This window comes from Nonlabens sp. YIK11 (assembly GCF_001413925.1).
Lineage (GTDB): Bacteria > Bacteroidota > Bacteroidia > Flavobacteriales > Flavobacteriaceae > Nonlabens.
This window is the reverse complement of sequence record NZ_LBMJ01000001.1, coordinates 818,652-838,696: the sequence shown is the minus strand read 5'-3', so window position 1 is coordinate 838,696 and position 20,045 is coordinate 818,652. Positions and strand designations below refer to the sequence as shown.

The following is a 20,045-nucleotide window of genomic DNA, read 5'->3' as shown; positions in this document are numbered from 1 at the left end:
CGCGGATTGCGGCGTTTCTTGTTTTCTGCGATATTCAAGTTTTTTTTGAACTAATCCTTATAAACCTCACCGTCTTTCATCACAAACTTGACGTCATTAAGTGTAGCCACATTCTTTTCAGGATTATCTGAAACAGCGATAATATCTGCAAAAAAGCCTTTTTGCACTTGACCTATCTGGTCTTCCATCTGTAGGATTTTCGCAGGTGTGATGGTCGCACTTTGAATCGCTTCCATGGCGGGCATTCCTGCTTCTACCATATAACCAAACTCCATTGCGTTTTTACCGTGCTTAAACACGCCTGCATCAGTTCCAAAAACGATAGGTACACCACGTTTGTAGGCACGACCGAAGGTTCCCTGAATTTGCGGACCAACTGCTTTTGCTTTAGGCACAACGATGTCTGGATAAAAACCATCTTCTTCAGCTTTCATGGCGACTTCTTTTCCGGCAGTGATCGTTGGAACTAGATAACAGTTCATTTTTTTCATCAGGTCCATAGTTTCCTCGCTCATGTAAGTACCATGCTCAATGGTTTTAACGCCACCTTCTACCGCGCGACGCATTCCTTCATCACCATGGGCATGTGCCGCCACGTGAAAACCATAATCTGCTGCGGTGCTAGTGATTGCTTTGATTTCTTCAACAGTAAATTGCGGATTGCTACCATTTTTGGCGACGCTCAAGACGCCACCAGTAGCAGTAATCTTAATGCAATCGGCACCATTTTTATAGCGGTGACGCACGGCTTCACGAGCTTGGTCAGCACCATCGGCTACTCCTTCACGTGGTCCAGGATTTCCCATAAATGCTGCATTACCACCGTTGGTGGGATCTGCGTGACCGCCAGTGGTAGCGATGGATTTTCCAGCCGTGAAGATTCTAGGACCTACTAGCTTTCCTTTATTGATGGCATCTCTCAAGCTAATGTTGATACCGCTACCGCCTAAATCACGTACGGTTGTAAATCCCTTCATCAAAGTAGTTTCTGCAAAAGCGACCGAGTTGTACGCCACATCTGCTGGATCGTCAACAAATTTTGATATGTACGCCTGTGGATTATATTCCGTTTCCATGTGGACGTGCATGTCCGTCAGGCCTGGCAGTACCCATTGGTTTTTAAAATCAAAATATTTGACATCTTGAGGTATGGCGGCATAGCCTTTAGAAACATCTGTAATTTCAGTACCGCTCACCTTGATCGTCATCTCATCCAACCACTTACCAGATTTTGTGTCCAGTAAATGACCTGCATGAATAAATGTAGTGGTTTGTTGGGCAAACGCAGTAAAACTCAGCATTACCGAAAAGAGAAACGCAAATAGATGTCTCATGTTAGGATTTTAAAGTTTAATTATAGAGTTGTTTATAAGTTCCTTTACCGTCTGCCGGCAGGCAGACGCGAAAGCGAAAAAAACTACCCATTCACAAAGTCAATAACGGTTTTAGTAATAAAAGCGATCTGCTCGTCATCCAGCTCTGTATGCATAGGCAACGAGATACATTCTTGAACCAGCTTGTTCGTCACAGGGAAATCAGCCTCGTTGTAGCGCTCGTCCTGATACGCTTTTTGTTTGTGTAGCGGGATTGGGTAATAGACACCACATGGAATCCCTTTTTCATTCAAGTGCTTGACCAGTGCGTCGCGATCTGCATCCTTGATGATCAAGGTATATTGATGGAACACGTGGCAATCGCAGTTATCGCAAATAAGCGGTGTGATGATTTTTTCTTCCTGCGCAAAAGCAGCGGTGTATTTTCTTGCTGCACTGCGTCTCGCGTCATTGTAATCGTTCAAGTGGCGCAACTTAATGCGCAACACGGCCGCCTGCATGGAATCCAGTCTTGAATTGACACCAACCACATCGTGGTGGTATCGCTCATACATACCATGGTTGACAATCCCACGTATGGTGTGCGCTAGATCATCATCATTGGTAAAAATAGCACCACCATCGCCGTAACAACCTAGATTCTTAGAAGGGAAAAATGAAGTCGTTCCTGCATGGCCTATGGTTCCCGTTTTGGACTTTGAACCGTTGGAATGCATGAAATTGGCACCTATTCCTTGAGCGTTGTCCTCAATGACATAAAGATCGTTTTCTTCGGCAAGCTTCATGATCTCGTCCATATTTGCTGCTAAACCAAATAAATGCACCGGTACGATGGCTTTCGTTTTAGGAGTAATAGCACGTTTAACGGCCTCTATGTCGATATTGAAATCAAAAGGATTCACGTCGACTAGAACCGGCGTGAGTTGTAGCAATGCAATGACTTCTACCGTGGCAGCAAACGTAAAATCTGCAGTAATAACCTCGTCGCCAGGCTTGAGCCCCAATCCCATCATGGCAATTTGCAAGGCATCGGTACCGTTGGCACATGGAATCACGTGTTTCACGTTGAGATATTCCTCGAGTTCTTTTTGAAAAGCGTGTACCTCTGGTCCATTGATAAAAGCGGTCGTCTCAATGACATCCATCACGTTTTTATCAACTTCTGGTTTGATCTTTTCATACTGACCTTTTAGGTCTACCATTTGAATCTTGCGCATGCGATTTTCTAGATTAACAGCTGTAAACAGCGACATTATTGTAAAAATACGATATAAGTAGCGCATCACCCAACGGCTATTTTATGCTATTTTTACTGCCTATGCCTATTTTAAAAAGTTTGTATGATACGGGTTCCGCTTTCGCGAAAGCGGCACTTCCCATCGCAGGTTTCTTTAACAAGAAAATGAAGCTGGGATCACAAGGTCGGGAACGATCCTGGGACATTCTGGACACCAAAGTTAAGAGCACGATACCAAAAATCTGGGTGCACGTGGCTTCTCTAGGTGAATATGAACAAGTGGTACCGATCTTAGAAAAATTGAACCGAAGGAAATATCAGGTGGTACTCACCTTTTTCTCACCATCTGGATACGAGAATAAAAAGAACACCCAACTTGCTGATGTGGTTTGTTACCTGCCTATTGATGCGGTGTCAAACGTTTCAAAGTTTATGGGTCTGGTCGAGCCATCGCTGGCCATAATGGTCAAATATGAGTTCTGGCCCAATTATTTGAATGCGCTCAAGTCGCATAAAATTCCCACCATTCTAATAAGCGGAATCTTTAGAGAAAAGATGAGTTTCCATAAATGGTACGGCTCGTGGATGACCAGCTCTTTAGAAGCCTTTGACCATTTTTTCCTGCAAAATGAATCGTCCTTAAGAGAGCTCAAAAAGCTGGGTTTTGAAAACGCCAGTGTAAGTGGCGACACGAGATTTGATCGCGCCAGCCAGCTTATTGAACGAGATAATCGCATACCAGCATTGGAAAAATTCATCAACGGCAAGCCTTGTCTTGTGGTAGGCAGTAGCTGGCCCAAGGATATTGAGGTGATGAAAAAATGGCTTGTAGAGAATGACAAGACAAAAGAGATCAAAGTGATCATCGCACCGCATGAGGTGCATGAAGAAAAGGTAACAGAGTTAGAAAATAGTCTGCCCTTTGACACCTTGCGATGGACAGAAACCAAAGTTCACGAGAAGTTACTGACTTCCAACAAGAGCGTTCTTGTCATAGACACCATAGGATTACTCACTAAAATATACAGCTATGCAGATGTGGCCTATGTAGGTGGCGCCATGGATAATTCTGGCCTGCATAATATTTTAGAGGCAGCCACCTTTGGCGTTCCTGTTATGATCGGGAAGAATTATGACAAGTATCCTGAAGCTGGAAAACTGGAAGATCTAGGTGGACTTTTCTCCATATCTAACGCGCAGGATTTTGCAGATACGGTCAACAAGCTATTTGAGGATGATTTTTTAAGGGAGAAAACAGGCATGGTTTGTGGGCATTGGGTCAATAGCAACACCGGCGCGACAAATCACGTGCTCGAACACTTAAAAATCATTGATGAAGAACTTATTACTTCTTAGCTTACTTTGTACTGCCGTTCTCTCGAACGCACAAAAGATCACGCTCTTGGACTCGATTTCAAAAGAGCCGGTTTCTTTTGCGACCATCAGCTTTGGTAATGGGAAAGGCACCTTTGCAGATGGCGATGGAGTGTTTACGCTTTCGCGAAAGCGATATCCAGACGTAGATTCTCTAACAGTATCATCCATAGGTTATGAAGACTTGAAGGTTGCTACAGCAAATGTGGTTGATGAGCTGTACATGAATCCATCAACAGCGCAGATGGATGCGATTGTGGTACTTGCAAAACTGGAAGGAAAATTTAAGGAAGAAGAGATTGATGCGATCGTTCATGACAATTATTTTGATTGCTGGCTACCTACCGTAGAATCTGAAATTGCGGTAAAATTTGAACGACAGGATGGACGCCGCACATTGATCAAAACCCTACAAATACCGGTTGTTCTTGAAGAAAGTCAGGCCAGTAAAAAGGGAAAGCTGCGAGCATTTTCTACCATGTTTAGGGTGCAATTCTACAACGTCAACGGCGATGGTTCACCTACTAGACAATCCAATTATCCTGCGCAAACTTTTGTGATCACTCAAGAAACCGACGAGATCCATGAACTGGATGTAGAGGAACTGGGAATTCAAATTCCAGAAAACGGAATTTTTGCCGCTATTCAAGTGTTGGGATACACTTATCCGGATGGAAGATTGATAGACGCCAAAAAATATAGAGAGATCAAAACCCGCCGCGGTATGGAAAAAGTGTCCACGACCTATAGGCCACTCTTACCGTTTACCGATGAAATTGATGGTAAGCAAACCTGGGTACGTCGTATTTTTTTCAACAACAAAACCTGGCAGCTTTTTGACCTGACTTACAACCCCAACAGCAAGCTGGTAAGATCTGGTCATGACAATTACGGAATGGGTGCGGTTCTTAAGGTGTACGAGCCAAAAGATTAAACCGTCACGGCCTTATTGAGATATTTTCTAAAAGGCAACATTTCCTTGTATATCTCTACACACTTTTCCTTGAAATCATCCTGCATGACTTCTTTTTGAGTCACATCATGTTTTACTGCAAAACTCTTACGTCGCAGTAGATCTATGTGTTCATGATCTTGTGAATAGCCCTTGGGCGAGGTCTTGAGTTTATTCTCATCTTCAATCATTTCACCAAAGGTTTGCATAAAAGACTTTTTAGCCATGATCTTCTTGAATTCGGCACCATTATAGTCGATAGCGTCGCGTATTGAGTCAAGGGTTTCCTTTTTGGGATTGTAAAAACCGCCAGCGATAAAAGAGCCATTGGTTCCTAAATGGATATAAAAATCACCTTGTTTACCATTTTCTGATAGATCCAGTCCAGCGCCAAAATGGTCTTTATATATAGGTTTATTGGGATGATAAAGTAGATTATTGTTGATACGGTTGATGGCTCTTTTGCCTTCGGTAGAATGATAGTCTTTGTCTATTTTGCCTAGTTCTGCATCCAGCTCATTGAGCCAGCATTTATACCAGTCGCGCACTTCTTCATAGGTGTCGCGATGTGCATCCATCCATTCCTTGTTGTTATTTTTTTGTAGCTCTCTTAAGAAAGAAAACATTTTATGAAAACTCATCTACTTTTTGCTATAAAGATAGAAATGAGACAATTAAATTGTTAATAAGTTGTGAGAACATTAGTAAAAGTTTTGAGCAAAAAAAATACTTTTGCCGCTTTAATCATTTAATCATCAACCATGAAAAAAGTTGTATTAACCCTAGCGGTATTTGCTACATGTGCTACTGCATTCACCTCTTGTCGTGAGACTGAAACTGAGACTATCGTTAGAGAAGTAGAAGTTGAAACAGAAGAGGCTACTGAAGAAGCTGGCGGAATTCTTGAAAGAGCTGGAGAAAAAGCTGATCAAGAAGTAAACAAAGAAATCGATCAGGCTATCGACGAGATAGGCGACGATAACTAATCGATCGTAGAATATTGCCGTTAGGCAGTGATCTTGATCGACAATTATATATTTATCATCATTTAACTTAAAAACTATTACAATGAAAAAATTAAACTTATTATTTATCGCTCTTTTTGCAGTTGCTTTATTCACTACTTCTTGTAGAGAAGAAACTACAGTTGAAGAAACTAACATCGAAGAATCTATGGAAGAAGTAGGTGAAGATATGGAAGATGCTGCAGAAGATGTAGAGGACGCTGTTGAAGATGGCGCTCAAGAAGTTGAAGACGAAGTAGAAGGAAACGATGACGCTGCTTAATTAAGCGTTTGTTATCTCATACTTAAAAGCTGTCCCAAAAAGACAGCTTTTTTAATTTAACAAAAACCCTGTAAAACGTCACAATATTTTATATTTACCCCTTAACCAAAAACTTTTTTATTATGAAAAAATTAAACTTACTCTTCATTGCACTATTCACAGTGGCATTATTCACTACTTCTTGTAGAGATGAGGCAGATAGTGCAGAAGAAAAAATGGAGCAAATGTCTGACGACATGGAAGATGCTGCAGACGATGTAGAAGAGGCAATGGAAGAGCGTGCTGACGAATTAGATGAGCAAGCTGAAGAAGTTGAAGATGCAATGGACGATCGCGCTGATGATCTAGAAGATGCAGCAGACGACATGTAAAAACCACGTGTTTTTATAATCCCTATAGAAAAGCTGTCTCTCGAGACGGCTTTTTTGCTTTTGTTACCATTGGTTTGCCCTACAATAATTTATATTTAGCATTGTTGGGTTTGATCACTATAGTGATCGATTATCAAGCTGAGTTATATTTAAAATAAACAAAGCTTTCCAATTACTAGAAATAAAAAACCGCGACGAGTACGACGCACAAAATTAAAAACCATGAAAAGACTATTTATTGCTTGCGCATTATGCGCGATACTTGCACCGGCATTGAACAGCTGTCGTGAAGAAAAAGAAATCGAGGTAGAAACATTAGCACCAGATGCAGATGATAGCAGCGATGATGGCTACGACACAAACCCTACACCTAGTGATCCAGATTAAATTAAATCATACATCATAAAAAAGGAACCTAATCAGGTTCCTTTTTTTATGCTTGCAATCTCGTCTCTTAAACTATCGAGTCCTTGTTTGAGCGATATCATCGCCTCTTGGCCTTCATGAACATCCAGGTCAAAACTCAATTTTGAATTGACTTCCCAAAGTTCAGATATCTCTGCCACGTCCTGCTCGATAATAGGATATTCATTGTTCAGGGAAATAAGCATCACGCGCTCTTGTGAATCTTTACGCAACTTCTTTACAACGACAGTGTCACTGGTAACAACGACATGGATCTTACCGTCGTTTGCCTGGCGTAAGCTTTCTACCGCACGACCCATCACCCATTCATTAGGCTGTAAAACGGGCAACATGCTATCGCCCTTTACCTGGAATGCGCGGTAACTTCCTTCTCTATATTGTGGTAACGGTATATTAAAAGCCGGCAACTCATTGAACCAGTCCGTATCCTGTAGATTATTGGCATAACCAGCACTAGCCTTGATAGGCACCATAATCATATTCTCTCGCTCACTTACATCCATGGTGATGATTTTGGGAGCCGTGCTTTGGCTGGTTTCCAGATGCTTGTTATAACTATTTCCATACAACCATAAAGGGTTGATGTTGAACTGGCGTAACAGCTCGGTCACGATCTTACCCGTGATCTTCTTTTTACCACGTTCAATGTCTGCCGTGGATGATCCCGCATCTAGCATTTGTGCAAACTCGGCCTGCGTTTTACCTAGGCCTTCACGTACCATTTTGAAGCGCTGTGCCTCTATAGAAATATCTTGTCCCATAATTCAAATATACTCCTTTTGGGAATTATTCCAATTTTAACACTGGAATATTTCCATATATTAGGAATTATTCCATACTTTTGAAGTGTAAACAGAACTATTCCTAGGAATATTTCCAAAACCTAAAGTTATGTGTGGAAGAGCATCAGTTATAACACCAGCAGCGTTGTTGGAGCAGCGTTTTAATGCCGCTTTCGCGAAAGCGGAACAACTATCAGAAAATGTGAACATAAGTGCCGGCAATAAAATACCGGTAATCACCAGTGCAAGACCCAACCACATACAGATGTTCACCTTAGGTTTTACGCCACACTGGGCACACAAGCAAACCTACATGATCAATGCCAGGGCAGAAGGAAGCTACAACCCCAACAACGATCCCAACTATGATGGACCGGCAGGTATCTTCCAGAAGCCTATGTTTAGACACGCCATCAAGTCACAACGATGCCTTGTACTTGTAGATGCATTCATTGAAGGTCCTAAACTGGAAAAACTCAACAAACCACATCTGGTTTACCCTAATAAGGATCGTGGGCCATTTGCACTAGCTGGCATCTATGATGTATGGCAACATCCCTTAACTGGTGAGCAGCATCATACCGTTGCCATAGTGACCACGGCTGCTAACAGGCTTACACAACGTATAGGCCACCATCGTGCACCAGTGGTATTGACTAGAAAACAAGAAGAAGAATGGCTGGATAAGGATCTTTCCACGGCAAGATTGTCCAGTATCATGAAGCCATTTGATGATAAGGGATTCAATGCCTACCCTATCTCGCAAAAAATCAAGAATCCAGAACAAAATGGATTGGAATTGTTAAAGCCTATAGGCGAGAAACTCTTTAAGGATTATGACCGCAGTTTATACGAGCGTTTGAAGTATGTTGAAGAAAAACCGTTTACCATACGTGAGGAGCGACTCGTGGCTGGAGATCAATTTGTATTGTTTTAAATAATGGTGATGGACATTGAGCACATAAAAGCAGATCTAGCCCTAAGAGTCCAGAACTTGATGGCTTCCAGGCGCAAAGCAAACTCCACTATTCCACTTAAAACCTGGAAGGATAAAGTGGCAGATGCGGATAACCTGGTCAAAAAAGTATACGAGACCTTGTATGAAATATTACAGACGAACGGTATCGAGTTCTCCAGCAATAAAGAGCTGGATGGATTGATCAGTATGCTGGAGCCCAGCGTCAACGATATCATCATCAAAAACATAGAGGACTAGAACCACCTCTCATTATTTGAAATACCGGCAACCTCACAGTAAAAACTGTGAGGTTTTTTGACCACTTATTTTAAAAATACCAATACCGAGTAACTATCATGGCTGACAAGAATATCATGCATATTGATCTGGATACATTTTATGTTTCGGTAGAGCGTAAGATGGATGCACGGCTTAAAAACAAACCGCTTCTAGTAGGTGGTACCAGTGATCGTGGTGTGGTGGCTGCCTGTAGTTATGAGACGCGTGGTTATGGCGTCCATAGTGGTATGTCCATGAAGCTGGCACGACAGTTGTGTCCAGAAGCCATTGTCATACGCGGTAATGCAGGCACCTATTCCAAACACTCTGACGAGGTGACTGAAATCATCAAAGAACAGACACCGCTCTTTGAAAAATCCAGCATTGATGAGTTCTATGCAGACCTCACAGGAATAGATAAATTCCACGGCTGCTATAAACTAGCCAGTGAGGTGCGCAGCAAAATCATTAAAGAGACTGGTTTGCCTATATCCTTTGGACTGTCTATCAATAAGGTGGTTTCAAAAATTGCGACTGGTGAGGCAAAACCCAATAACCAGCTTATGATAGAGCATGGGCATGAAAAACAATTCATGGCACCATTATCCATTAAGAAAATACCGCAAGTAGGCGATAAAACCTATCAAACCTTGAGGCATCTGGGCGTGAGAAGAATTCACACGATCCAGGAAATGTCAGAAGAGATGCTCATCAACGTACTGGGCAAAAACGGCAGCCTTATCTGGCGCCGAGCGCAAGGTGTCGATAATAGACCCGTGATTGCATTCAATGAGCGCAAGTCCATCAGTACAGAACGTACGTTTGACAATGACACCATAGACGTCAAAAAGCTCAAGTCCATATTGATTGCGATGACAGAAAATCTGGCCTATCAATTGCGCCGTGGCGATAAACTCACGGCATGCATCAATGTGAAAATCAAATATTCTGATTTTAATACCTATTCCAAACAAATGCGCATTCCCTTTTGCAGTGCAGACCACATATTGATTCCTAAAATATTGGACCTTTTTGACAAGCTGTACAACCGCAGGGTTTTGGTGCGTCTTATTGGAATACGCTTCTCGCATCTTGTAAGCGGTCATTATCAAATCAACTTGTTTGAAGATGACGAAAGTGCGTTGAATCTATATAGTGCCCTAGATAAAATCAGGGAAAAATATGGAGATCGTATGGTGGTGAAAGCCGCTGGAATGGAGGCTAGAACCATAGGTAGAATGGTCAACCCGTTCAACGGTTTGCCGCCAGTAGTTCTAGCGCATAGAAAACAGTAGAGAGTAAAGAGTAAGCAAAAACTTACTCGAGCGTAGTCAAGAGCTACCTAGAAGTAAAATGTTTAAGCCATTTGTCCATTGTAGATAAGCTTGTTTTTAAAAATGTACCTGAATAACCACACCTATTATTCCATGCGATACGGCACCTTTGATGAAGAGGCGCTCATCGACCTTGCGATAAAAAGTGGGCTGGAAACCATTGTACTGACAGACATCAACAACACCAGCGCCTGTCTCAACTTTGTGCGCCTGCTGGAGAACAAGCCGCAAAAACCGGTAATAGGTATCGACTTTCGTAATGATCACCAGCAGTTGTATGTAGGACTTGCAAAAAACAACGCTGGCTTTCAAGAACTCAATGATTTTTTGTCACCGCACCTTCACGGCAAGACAGCCCTGCCAGAGATCGCGCCAGCATTTGAAAATTGTTTTGTCATTTACCCACTGGAGAAAGTGGTAGCGTTGAGGAAAACTCGCTTTCGCGAAAGCGAATTCATAGGAGTCTCCATAACAAGCCTACGTAAACTGCCCTTTACCGATTATCTCAAGTACAAGGATAAATTGGTGATCCTGCAGCCCGTAACGTTTAGAAACAAGAAGGATTTTAACGCACACCGATTGCTGCGCTGCATCGACCTGAATATTCTCTTGAGCCAGTTGCCCACACAACAACAAGGCACTGAAGCTGATAAAATGATTCCTGTTGATGAACTGGAAGCCCTGTTTAGCGAGTATCCATTCATCATTGAAAACACCAAAAAACTGCTGGACCAGTGCAGCATAAGTTTTGATTACGACAAGTCGCAACTCAATGCTAACCAGAAGACCTACCACCGCAACGGTACACCAGAAGAAAACTCTAAAGCAGATTTCAAACTGCTCCAGCAACTGGCTCAGGAAGGAATCCCATTGCGGTACGGCGCATCGACACCAGATATTGACGCACGCATAGAAAAGGAAATCACCACTGTGGTAAAAAAGGGATTTGTTGCCTATTTCCTGATCAATTGGCGCATTTGTCAATATGCTCGTGAGCAAGGTTATTTCTATGTAGGTCGTGGTAGTGGCGCTAACAGTATCCTTGCCTACCTATTACAAATCACCGAGGTCGATCCCATTGAGCTGGATCTATATTTTGAGCGGTTCATCAATGATTACCGTACCAGCCCACCAGATTTTGACCTTGATTTTTCCTGGGACGACCGTGAGGACATGACCCGATTCATCTTTGAGGAATTCGGGAAGCGAGCTAATGTCGCGTTGCAGGGAACCTATGTCACTTTTCAGTATCGTGCGGTGCTGCGAGAATTGGGTAAAGTATTTGGATTGCCGCGGGCAGATATTGACATGCTCACCTCTGGAAACTGGAATTTTACACTACTGGACCACATGCACCAGCTGGTGATCAAGTATTCCAAATATTTGATGGACATGCCCAACTATACCAGCATTCACGCTGGCGGTATTCTCATTACAGAGCGTCCCATTCACTATTATAGCGCCACCAACCTGCCGCCCAAAGGTTATCCTACCGTACAGTTTGACATGCACATTGCAGAGGATGCCGGCATCCACAAGTTTGATATCCTGGCACAGCGCGGTCTGGGAAAAATAAGGGACGCCATCCAGATCATTAAGAACAATCAGCCAGATGCTGTACTGGCAGATGTGCGTCGTGACGTAAAAAAGTTTATGAAGGACGAGAGCATCAACGCCATGATCTCACGCGCAAAATGCATAGGTTGTTTTTACATCGAGTCACCAGCGATGCGCATGCTTTTGAGTAAACTGGCCACCAATGATTATATAGGACTAGTCGCAGCCAGCTCTGTCATCAGGCCTGGCGTGGCGCAAAGTGGTATGATGCGCGAGTTTATCCTGCGCACACGTTATCCAGAAAAACGTGCCGAGGCACATCCCATCATGCAAAGCATCATGCCAGAAACCTATGGCATCATGGTCTATCAAGAAGACGTGATCAAGGTGGCTCACCATTATGCAAAGCTCGACCTGGGCGAGGCAGACGTGCTGCGACGCGGTATGAGCGGTAAATATCGTTCGCGAGAAGAGTTCCAAAAGGTGGAAGAAAAGTTTTATAAAAACTGTCGCAAAGAAGGTCACGATCCAGCAGAATCCCAAGAGATATGGAACCAGATCAAGAGTTTTGCTGGGTACGCTTTCGCGAAAGGTCACTCTGCCTCATACGCCGTGGAAAGCTACCAGAGTTTATACTTAAAACGATATTTCCCGCTGGAGTACATGACCGCAACACTTAACAATGGCGGTGGTTTCTATAAACCAGAACTCTACGTACACGAGGCGAGAATGTGCGGCGCCACTATTGAAGCACCTTGCATCAATAACAGTGATGTGGCAAATGTGATCAAAGACACCTCGATATACTTGGGTTACAGCTACATCAATGAACTGGAGAAAAAAGCAATGCTGTCCATTGTAGCATCCAGATGGCGCGATGGAGAGTTTACATCGCTGGATGATTTTATCAATAGAGTCGCGATAAGCATAGACCAGATGAGTTTATTAATACGCATTGATGCCTTTAGGTTTACGGGAATAGATCGATATGAACTCTTGTGGCAAGCACATTTCAAGATGGATAAAACGCCTAAAAAGGCATTGCAAAAACAGTTGTTCGTGCCCAAGTTTAGACAAGCACATATTCCTAAATTGACGACGACACAACAGGAACTGGCCTTTGAGCAGATCGAACTTCTAGGGTTTCCCTTGTGTTCCCATTTTGACTTACTGGTAGATGAGCAGCGCAACAATCATACTTGCAGGGACTTATCGAGATATCTCAACAATAAGATCTTGATCTACGGCTATGTGGTAAACATCAAAACGACACATACGGCCAAAGGCAAGCGCATGCAGTTTGGGACCTTTCTGGATCGAGATGGTCATTTTTTCGATACCGTAATGTTTCCACCAGTGGCGGCAAAAATCAGCTTTCGCGGCAGCGGTATTTATGCAGTATATGGCAAAGTAGTTGAAGAGTTTGACTTCTGTTCCATAGAGGTTGAGGACATGAGAAAAATGGATTACATACAAGATCCACGGTATGCAGAGGATAATCCGCAAACCATGCAGCGGCTGGACAAACAGGCAAGCCTGCGCGATCGTCGCATGGGAAACGGCAATGGGTACCGTCGCCTGGAACTGCCGCATGAGAATGCAAACATTCATCAGTCTGGTGCTGGTCGCAAACCAGGTAAGATTAGAGAATAATAGAGTCACTGATGTTCTTTTAAGGAGCATTGAGATCACCTCTAACCAGTACCGCTATGTAGCGGCGTGACATAAAGAAGATTTGAACTAAGCAAAAACACTCACATACGTGGGCAACGATTATGAATTACGAGAGAATAAAGGAAAAACTGGAGATACTGGCAGATGCTGCAAAGTATGACGTGAGTTGCAGCAGTAGCGGTAGCAAACGACAAAACAAAAACAAAGGACTGGGCGATTCCAGCGGTATGGGAATTTGCCATAGCTATACTGAAGATGGTCGTTGTGTATCACTGCTCAAAATTCTATTGACTAACGTTTGCATCTTTGACTGCGCCTACTGCGTGACCCGCAAATCAAACGATATCAAACGTGCTGCGTTTACCGTTCAAGAAGTGGTAGATCTTACCATCAATTTTTACAGACGCAATTACATTGAAGGCCTTTTCTTGAGCTCTGGAATCTTCAAAAGTCCAGACGCCACCATGGAACGGTTGATACGAGTGGCAAAAAAACTGCGCCTGGAAGAAAACTTCAACGGGTACATTCACCTCAAATCCATACCTGGCGCGAGCGATGAACTGATGCAGGAAGCTGGACTATATGCAGATAGGCTATCAGTAAATATTGAGATTCCTACAAAAGCTGGCTTGAAATTACTGGCGCCAGATAAGGACCACAAGGATTTTATACAGCCCATGAAAGCGGTTCAAAACTCTATCCAGATTTATAAGTCAGAAAAAAAGATCATCAAGAGCACACCAGTTTATGCACCTGCCGGGCAAAGTACCCAAATGATCGTGGGCGCTACTGGTGAAAGCGATCGTGATGTGATGTACAGCGCCAACTATTTTTACAATAAGTTCCAGATGAAGCGCGTCTATTATTCTGGTTACGTACCAGTGGCAGATGACTCCAGATTGCCTGCCTTAGGAACTGAAGTCCCTATGATGCGTGAGAACCGACTCTATCAAACGGACTGGCTATTGCGCTTTTATGGTTTTGACGTGCGGGAAATACTCAACGACCAGTACCAGAATCTGGACATGGATATTGATCCCAAACTTTCGTGGGCACTACGCAACCTGGATCAATTCCCTGTAGACATCAACAAGGCAGAAAAGAGAATGCTGGCACGTATTCCTGGAGTTGGTTTAAAATCAGTAGGCAAAATATTGAGTGCACGCCGTTATAGAAAACTCAACTGGGAACACTTAAAAGCCATTGGGATCTCTATGAACCGTAGCAAGTATTTCATCACGTGCAATTCAAGGGAATTTGAGACGCGCGATCTTACGGGCATACAAATAAAGAACCAAATCCTATTATCAGGCAATAGCAAGTACAGCAAGAACTTCACCAATCAATTAAGCCTATTTTCATGAACAATGTCTTGACTTATGATGGTTCTTTCAATGGTTTTTTGACCACGGTTTTTACCATTTATGCCCACAAGATAAAAAGCCCCATCATCCAGCCAGAATCGCAGGTGCAGAACCAGCTGTTTGGTGAGGCACATACCGTAATTACAGAACACGACAAGGCAGAACGTGTTTTAAAAAAACTGCAGGAACTCACCAGCAAAAACGATTTTTACGATCTCTATCGCGCCTTTTTAAGTGAAATTATAGGAATCGAGAATACGCTTTTTGAGTATTGCAGGACCACCTTTGAGAATAACAAAGCACCGTTTGGAGATTACGGGAACTCGACCGTTTTGAAAATTTCGCAAGCTGCCAAAATGGTAGGCCGCGAGAAGCACCGCATGGAGGCCTTCATACGCTTTCACCTCATAGACGGCGACGTGTATTATGCTAATTGCGAGCCAGATTTTAATGTGTTGCCACTCATAAGCAGCCATTTTAAAAATAGATATGCAGATCAAAAATGGATCATTTACGATTTGAAGAGAGATTTTGGGATCTCCTATGACTTGGAAAAAGTAGAAGAGATCACCATAAAATTTGATGATCCTATAGCAAAAAGAGGCGTGACTAATAAGTTAGCTGGTCAGGAATCTCGCTTTCGCGAAAGCGAAAACAACTACCGTGATCTATGGAATCAATATTTCAAGAGCGTCAACATAGAATCGCGCAAAAACATGAAGCTGCACCTGCAACACGTCCCAAAACGATACTGGAAATACTTGAGTGAGAAAATAGACTAACCCATCCATTTTCCAGGACGGCAAAAGTCGCGATCGTAACCTTGCCATCAAAAAGCGGAAATTGATGGCTGGCAGCGCGCTTTCACGTTTAAGAATAATGACCTAGATTTAGTCATCCATTAAACAACATCATTATGAGAAAAATATTCCTAAGCACCGCTGTCCTAGGTTTGTTACTGGCGACCACTTCTTGCCGTGAATCCACCGCTGAAAAAGCAGAAGATGCCATCGAGGCCGCTGCAGAAGATACTGAGGACAACCTAGAAAAAGTAGGTGATGAAATCGAGGAACTGGGCGACGAGATCGAAGAAGAAATACAGGAAGAGCGCACTGATGCAGATGATAATTAATCAGTGAGTCTTTAATTTATAGAATGCAGCGGTAATCGCTGCATTTTTATTTGCGTAGGTTTTGAAAAGTGTGCGCTTTAGCGTTCGCCAGTCGGCAGAAAGGAAAGCGAACTCTAATGTATTGCTAAACAGTAACAGATCTAGTCGATTCTCGTTTTACCAGTGCGGTATCCAGCACTTTGATTGTGGGCGGCAATTGCTTTTTTGACTTGACGGCCTGCATTTCTTTGTACAAACGTTTGAATGCTACTTTACCCATCTCAAAACCCGGCTGATCAATGGTAGTCAACGATGGAGAAATCGCTGATGACATGAACCAGTTACTAAATCCTACAATGGATATTTGGCCCGGTACATTAATTCCCATATCTCTAAGTCTGGTGATGGCGCCTATGGCAACCATATCTGTATTGATAAAAACACCGTCGACATCTGGATGTTCCTTGACCAACTGCTCTGCATAATTACCACCTTCTTCATAGCTCATATCGTTGCATATATAGACTAAGGACGGGTCGTACTCCATATTGTTATCACGCAGTGCCTTGCGATATCCCAGAAACCGATCAATAGAATTTTGAGGCAACAACGGCCCTCTAAAATGGGCAATGCGTTTACAACCGGTATCGATGAGATGCTGTGTGGCAGTCTCTGCAGCCTTGCGATCGTCGATGATGATTTTTGAGCAGTTGACAATCTTTGCCACTTTATCAAAGAGCACTAGAGGTTTACCTTGTTCCATAAAATTGGTCAAGTGATCAAAGTCTGCTGTGGCATTTGCCAAAGAGATTAAAAGTCCATCCACATTTTTGTTAAGCAGCAACTCCATTTGCCTTTTCTCTAGAACGTAGGACTCATCACTTTGTAAAATAATGACCAGATAACCCTTCTTTTCTGCCTGACTAATAATTCCTTTAATGACACTTGAGAAAAAATGATGGACAATCTCTGGGATGATCAGACCTATGGTTTTGGATTCCTTGGTACGCAAATTCACGGCAAAGGAATTAGGCCTGTAATTCATGGTGACCGCGAGTTCCTTGACCATGGCTTTGGTCTTCTTGCTTACATCGGGATAGTCCTTCAATGCTTTAGAAACCGTGGTGACGGAAATGCCTAGGATTTCTGCTATTTCTTTGAGTGTGGTAGGTTTCATAAATAACGCGTTAATCGAATTTAAGAAAATTTATCGAAAACGTTTTCGGTACTTTCGAAAACGTTTTCGTTTTCTATTTCGCTTTTTTAACTGCCTAATGCCAATAGATTAGCAACCACAATAGGAATTATTCACAAATCCATAATGCATCATGAAAACAAATACTTCAATTCATAAGATTGCCTTTCTACTGGCTTTCTTTGTTTGTCTAGTAGGTTTCTCACAGTCCAAGATCACTGGGAAAATCACAGACGCGAGCGGTACGCCATTACTTAATGTCAATGTTGTACTACAAAACACTACAAAAGGAGCTATTACAGATTTTGATGGGAACTACACCATTACTAATGTAGAAGACGGCGACTACATCGTTGTTGCGAGCTCCATAGGTTACACCAAAGTAGAAAAGTCCTTAAGCGTTATAGGTGTTGACCGTGTCCTCAACTTTGAACTTGCTGAAGATGCTGCTTCCCTAGACGCCATCGTTGTTACTGGTGTGGCAAACCCAAAGTCAAAATTAGAATCATCTGTATCGATTACTACCCTAACGCCTACGGTGATTGAACAATCTGCACCTAGAACAACGGCAGAGATCTTCAGAACCATTCCAGGGATACGCGCAGAATCTTCTGGTGGTGAAGGGAATTCCAACATTGCTGTACGTGGTGTGCCGGTTTCTTCTGGTGGATCAAAGTATGTACAGATTCAGGAAGATGGTTTACCGGTGCTGCTTTTTGGGGATATGTCTTTTGCAACTGCAGATATTTTTACCAGATACGATTCCAATATCGCTAGAATTGAAGCCATACGTGGTGGATCTGCATCAACACTTTCTTCAAATTCTCCTGGTGCCATCATCAACTTGATTAGCAAAACAGGTCGTGTAGAAGGTGGATCTCTAGGGACAACCTTTGGAGCAGATTACAATAGCTTTAGAACTGATTTTGAATACGGCGCTCCTATCGCCGACGGGCTTTATTTTCACATGGGTGGTTTCTACCGTGTAGGTGAAGGCATACGAGATGCTGGTTATACGGCTAACAATGGTGGTCAGTTTAAGTTCAATATCACTAAAGAATTTGAAAAAGGATACGTAAGATTATATGCTAAATACCTTAACGACAAGGCTATTGCTTACTTACCTAATCCAATTGCTGTTTCTGGAACAAACGCCGATCCTGATTTTAATGACATCGCAGGGTTTGATGCTAATGGTCAAACATTACACACACCATTCTTACGTCAAAATGTAGGTCTAGGTGACAGTGGAGAATTGAGAAGATCTGACGTTGCAAACGGTATGAATCCTATTTCAACCTCAGTAGGTGTTGAGGCTTCCTTTGATCTGGTAGACGGTTGGAGATTTGATAATCGCGGTAGATTTTCCTTCAATAAAGGTGGATTCAACTCACCATTTCCAGCGAGCGTCTTGACGGCTAACGATTTTCTTGCAGGTGATTTTGCTACCTCACGTGACTATGCAAACTTGACTTTTGCAAACGACGGCAGCCCAGTTCCTGGCAACACCATTCTTGCTCCAACGGTTTTGTTTGACACACAGCTCAACAACTTCAACAACTTTATGAATGATGCGAGGTTGTCCAAATCATTTGACAACATCGATATCACTTTAGGATACTTCAAATCTTATCAAAATGTAAGCATGTCCTGGTTGTGGAACTCTTATTTGCTAGAAGCATCTGGAGACCGCGCTAGATTGATCAACGCAACAGCAGCTAATGGCGACGCTCGTAGTGAAAACGGACTTATTGGCTATGGCGCTACCCTATTCGGTAACTGTTGCCAGCGCAACTATGACACTGATTATAATGTGAGCGCTCCTTATGTGGACGTTTCCATTGAGGCCAATGAAAACCTCAACTTCAATGCAAGTGCTCGTTTTGATAAAGGCCGTGTAGATGGAACTTTTGCAGGACCAGTTCAAACCACTTATGACGTGAACAATGACGGTGATATTTCGTTTATCGAGCAGTCTGTTTCTGCTATTGACGTTGCAAACCCTACCACGGTAGATTACGATTATGACTATTTCTCTTATTCCTTAGGGGCTAACTTGAAGTTATCAGAGTCTCAAGCTGTGTTTGGAAGATATTCTAGAGGCGCTTCCGCGAAAGCTGACAGAATACTCTTTGCGGGACTCAACTATCTTGATGGTGATGCAATCAACGCATTGGACTTTATCAATCAAGCAGAAGTAGGTTACAAACAAGGATTTGAAAACGGTGCATTGTACGCGACTGCTTTCTATGCAAAAACAACAGAAGAAGGTGGTTTTGAAGCAACCTCACAGCAAATTATTGAGAATGATTATAAGTCTATAGGTATTGAACTAGAAGGTACTTACAGATTTGACAACCTCAACCTGCGTGGTGGTGTAACGTATACCAATGCCGAAATTGACTCTGGTGACAATGCAGGAAACACTCCTAGAAGACAGCCAGACTTTATCTATAACTTCTTGCCATCCTACAGCTTTGGCGCTGAGTCACAAAATAATGTAGGCCTAAGTTTTCTAGGACAGTCTAAGGCTTTTGCACAAGACAGTAATCAGTTGGTATTGCCTGCATTCTTGATTGTAAGTGGTAACGTGAACTTCCAGATCGCAAACAATTTGACAGCAAACCTATCTGCCAACAACATCTTTGACACCTTAGGGATCACAGAGTCTGAAGAAGGCGCAATTACTGAAGGTCAAACCAATTTCATTAGAGTACGTCCAGTACCTGGAAGATCCATTTCCCTAGGATTAGGATACCGATTCTAAAAATTAGCCCTTTTACTTTAGTTTAGATGAGTACCTTGGAGTT

General features: G+C 42.7%; 19 protein-coding genes. 14 read left to right on the top strand and 5 right to left on the bottom strand.

What is annotated here, in order from left to right; translation table 11 throughout:
• Positions 1-50: 50 nt before the first annotated feature.
• Both AAU57_RS03870 and AAU57_RS03865 read right to left on the bottom strand, forming a co-directional pair.
• Entirely contained in the window at positions 51-1,334 is a 1,284-nt protein-coding gene (locus AAU57_RS03870) for a metal-dependent hydrolase family protein (protein WP_055411676.1), read from the bottom strand.
• 83 nt (positions 1,335-1,417) lie between these two features.
• On the bottom strand, positions 1,418-2,551 hold the full coding sequence (locus tag AAU57_RS03865) for a DegT/DnrJ/EryC1/StrS family aminotransferase (RefSeq protein ID WP_055413658.1): 1,134 nt from the start codon (positions 2,549-2,551) through the stop codon (positions 1,418-1,420).
• 83 nt (positions 2,552-2,634) lie between these two features.
• On the opposite strand from AAU57_RS03865, the gene AAU57_RS03860 reads away from it, so the two are divergent.
• A complete protein-coding gene (locus AAU57_RS03860; RefSeq protein WP_231717761.1) occupies positions 2,635-3,927 on the top strand; it encodes a 3-deoxy-D-manno-octulosonic acid transferase in 1,293 nt (430 codons plus the stop codon).
• Entirely contained in the window at positions 3,905-4,879 is a 975-nt protein-coding gene (locus AAU57_RS03855) for a carboxypeptidase-like regulatory domain-containing protein (protein WP_055411674.1), read from the top strand. Before AAU57_RS03860 ends, AAU57_RS03855 begins: the two co-directional genes overlap by 23 nt.
• Here AAU57_RS03855 and AAU57_RS03850 read toward each other — a convergent pair.
• Positions 4,876-5,538 carry a DUF2461 domain-containing protein gene (locus tag AAU57_RS03850; RefSeq protein WP_055411673.1) on the bottom strand — a complete coding sequence of 221 codons (663 nt, stop codon included), beginning with the start codon at positions 5,536-5,538 and terminating at the stop codon, positions 4,876-4,878. The genes AAU57_RS03855 and AAU57_RS03850 overlap by 4 nt on opposite strands.
• Positions 5,539-5,658: 120 nt before the next feature.
• Here AAU57_RS03850 and AAU57_RS03845 point away from each other — a divergent pair, with 120 nt between their 5' ends.
• From AAU57_RS03845 to AAU57_RS14965, 4 genes are all read left to right on the top strand, one after another.
• Positions 5,659-5,883: a hypothetical protein gene (locus AAU57_RS03845; RefSeq protein WP_055411672.1), complete on the top strand. Its 225-nt coding sequence runs from the start codon at positions 5,659-5,661 to the stop codon at positions 5,881-5,883.
• 82 nt (positions 5,884-5,965) lie between these two features.
• Positions 5,966-6,184: a hypothetical protein gene (locus AAU57_RS03840; protein ID WP_055411671.1), complete on the top strand. Its 219-nt coding sequence runs from the start codon at positions 5,966-5,968 to the stop codon at positions 6,182-6,184.
• Between the two features lie 122 nt (positions 6,185-6,306).
• A complete protein-coding gene (locus AAU57_RS03835; protein WP_055411670.1) occupies positions 6,307-6,555 on the top strand; it encodes a hypothetical protein in 249 nt (82 codons plus the stop codon).
• A gap of 222 nt (positions 6,556-6,777) precedes the next feature.
• Positions 6,778-6,942 carry a hypothetical protein gene (locus AAU57_RS14965; protein ID WP_156339991.1) on the top strand — a complete coding sequence of 55 codons (165 nt, stop codon included), beginning with the start codon at positions 6,778-6,780 and terminating at the stop codon, positions 6,940-6,942.
• Between the two features lie 32 nt (positions 6,943-6,974).
• Here the strand turns inward: AAU57_RS14965 and AAU57_RS03830 are convergent, their stop codons facing one another.
• Positions 6,975-7,742, bottom strand: coding sequence for a helix-turn-helix transcriptional regulator (locus AAU57_RS03830; RefSeq protein WP_055411669.1), 768 nt, complete (start codon positions 7,740-7,742; stop codon positions 6,975-6,977).
• A 130-nt stretch (positions 7,743-7,872) separates the two neighbouring features.
• Here AAU57_RS03830 and AAU57_RS03825 point away from each other — a divergent pair, with 130 nt between their 5' ends.
• The 7 genes from AAU57_RS03825 (at position 7,873) to AAU57_RS03795 (ending at position 16,061) form a co-directional block, all read left to right on the top strand.
• On the top strand, positions 7,873-8,700 hold the full coding sequence (locus AAU57_RS03825) for an SOS response-associated peptidase (protein ID WP_055411668.1): 828 nt from the start codon (positions 7,873-7,875) through the stop codon (positions 8,698-8,700).
• A gap of 9 nt (positions 8,701-8,709) precedes the next feature.
• The gene (locus AAU57_RS03820; RefSeq protein WP_156339990.1) at positions 8,710-8,979 is read left to right on the top strand and encodes a hypothetical protein; all 270 of its coding nucleotides are present in this window, start codon (positions 8,710-8,712) and stop codon (positions 8,977-8,979) included.
• 98 nt (positions 8,980-9,077) lie between these two features.
• Entirely contained in the window at positions 9,078-10,295 is a 1,218-nt protein-coding gene (dinB, locus tag AAU57_RS03815) for a DNA polymerase IV (protein ID WP_055411666.1), read from the top strand.
• A gap of 102 nt (positions 10,296-10,397) precedes the next feature.
• Complete coding sequence (locus AAU57_RS03810) at positions 10,398-13,544, top strand: DNA polymerase III subunit alpha (RefSeq protein WP_055411665.1); 3,147 nt, start codon at positions 10,398-10,400, stop codon at positions 13,542-13,544.
• Between the two features lie 122 nt (positions 13,545-13,666).
• Complete coding sequence (locus tag AAU57_RS03805; protein ID WP_055411664.1) at positions 13,667-14,929, top strand: putative DNA modification/repair radical SAM protein; 1,263 nt, start codon at positions 13,667-13,669, stop codon at positions 14,927-14,929.
• Positions 14,926-15,711: a TIGR03915 family putative DNA repair protein gene (locus tag AAU57_RS03800; RefSeq protein ID WP_055411663.1), complete on the top strand. Its 786-nt coding sequence runs from the start codon at positions 14,926-14,928 to the stop codon at positions 15,709-15,711. The genes AAU57_RS03805 and AAU57_RS03800 overlap by 4 nt, the downstream gene beginning before the upstream one ends.
• A 134-nt stretch (positions 15,712-15,845) precedes the next feature.
• Positions 15,846-16,061, top strand: coding sequence for a hypothetical protein (locus AAU57_RS03795; RefSeq protein WP_055411662.1), 216 nt, complete (start codon positions 15,846-15,848; stop codon positions 16,059-16,061).
• Between the two features lie 124 nt (positions 16,062-16,185).
• Here the strand turns inward: AAU57_RS03795 and AAU57_RS03790 are convergent, their stop codons facing one another.
• Positions 16,186-17,217: a LacI family DNA-binding transcriptional regulator gene (locus AAU57_RS03790; RefSeq protein ID WP_055411661.1), complete on the bottom strand. Its 1,032-nt coding sequence runs from the start codon at positions 17,215-17,217 to the stop codon at positions 16,186-16,188.
• A gap of 151 nt (positions 17,218-17,368) precedes the next feature.
• Between AAU57_RS03790 and AAU57_RS03785 the strand changes: the two genes are divergently transcribed.
• Positions 17,369-20,002 carry a TonB-dependent receptor gene (locus AAU57_RS03785; RefSeq protein ID WP_055411660.1) on the top strand — a complete coding sequence of 878 codons (2,634 nt, stop codon included), beginning with the start codon at positions 17,369-17,371 and terminating at the stop codon, positions 20,000-20,002.
• Positions 20,003-20,045 lie beyond the last annotated feature (43 nt).

Excerpts from the sequence above, each read along its gene's own strand:
- AAU57_RS03870 (WP_055411676.1), bottom strand. The coding sequence starts at position 1,334 with ATGAGACATCTATTTGCGTTTCTCTTTTCGGTAATGCTGAGTTTTACT.
- AAU57_RS03865 (WP_055413658.1), bottom strand. The coding sequence starts at position 2,551 with ATGCGCAAGATTCAAATGGTAGACCTAAAAGGTCAGTATGAAAAGATC.
- AAU57_RS03860 (WP_231717761.1), top strand. The coding sequence starts at position 2,635 with ATGCTATTTTTACTGCCTATGCCTATTTTAAAAAGTTTGTATGATACG.
- AAU57_RS03855 (WP_055411674.1), top strand. The coding sequence starts at position 3,905 with ATGAAGAACTTATTACTTCTTAGCTTACTTTGTACTGCCGTTCTCTCG.
- AAU57_RS03850 (WP_055411673.1), bottom strand. The coding sequence starts at position 5,538 with ATGAGTTTTCATAAAATGTTTTCTTTCTTAAGAGAGCTACAAAAAAAT.
- AAU57_RS03845 (WP_055411672.1), top strand. The coding sequence starts at position 5,659 with ATGAAAAAAGTTGTATTAACCCTAGCGGTATTTGCTACATGTGCTACT.
- AAU57_RS03840 (WP_055411671.1), top strand. The coding sequence starts at position 5,966 with ATGAAAAAATTAAACTTATTATTTATCGCTCTTTTTGCAGTTGCTTTA.
- AAU57_RS03835 (WP_055411670.1), top strand. The coding sequence starts at position 6,307 with ATGAAAAAATTAAACTTACTCTTCATTGCACTATTCACAGTGGCATTA.
- AAU57_RS14965 (WP_156339991.1), top strand. The coding sequence starts at position 6,778 with ATGAAAAGACTATTTATTGCTTGCGCATTATGCGCGATACTTGCACCG.
- AAU57_RS03830 (WP_055411669.1), bottom strand. The coding sequence starts at position 7,742 with ATGGGACAAGATATTTCTATAGAGGCACAGCGCTTCAAAATGGTACGT.
- AAU57_RS03825 (WP_055411668.1), top strand. The coding sequence starts at position 7,873 with ATGTGTGGAAGAGCATCAGTTATAACACCAGCAGCGTTGTTGGAGCAG.
- AAU57_RS03820 (WP_156339990.1), top strand. The coding sequence starts at position 8,710 with ATGGACATTGAGCACATAAAAGCAGATCTAGCCCTAAGAGTCCAGAAC.
- dinB (WP_055411666.1), top strand. The coding sequence starts at position 9,078 with ATGGCTGACAAGAATATCATGCATATTGATCTGGATACATTTTATGTT.
- AAU57_RS03810 (WP_055411665.1), top strand. The coding sequence starts at position 10,398 with ATGTACCTGAATAACCACACCTATTATTCCATGCGATACGGCACCTTT.
- AAU57_RS03805 (WP_055411664.1), top strand. The coding sequence starts at position 13,667 with ATGAATTACGAGAGAATAAAGGAAAAACTGGAGATACTGGCAGATGCT.
- AAU57_RS03800 (WP_055411663.1), top strand. The coding sequence starts at position 14,926 with ATGAACAATGTCTTGACTTATGATGGTTCTTTCAATGGTTTTTTGACC.
- AAU57_RS03795 (WP_055411662.1), top strand. The coding sequence starts at position 15,846 with ATGAGAAAAATATTCCTAAGCACCGCTGTCCTAGGTTTGTTACTGGCG.
- AAU57_RS03790 (WP_055411661.1), bottom strand. The coding sequence starts at position 17,217 with ATGAAACCTACCACACTCAAAGAAATAGCAGAAATCCTAGGCATTTCC.
- AAU57_RS03785 (WP_055411660.1), top strand. The coding sequence starts at position 17,369 with ATGAAAACAAATACTTCAATTCATAAGATTGCCTTTCTACTGGCTTTC.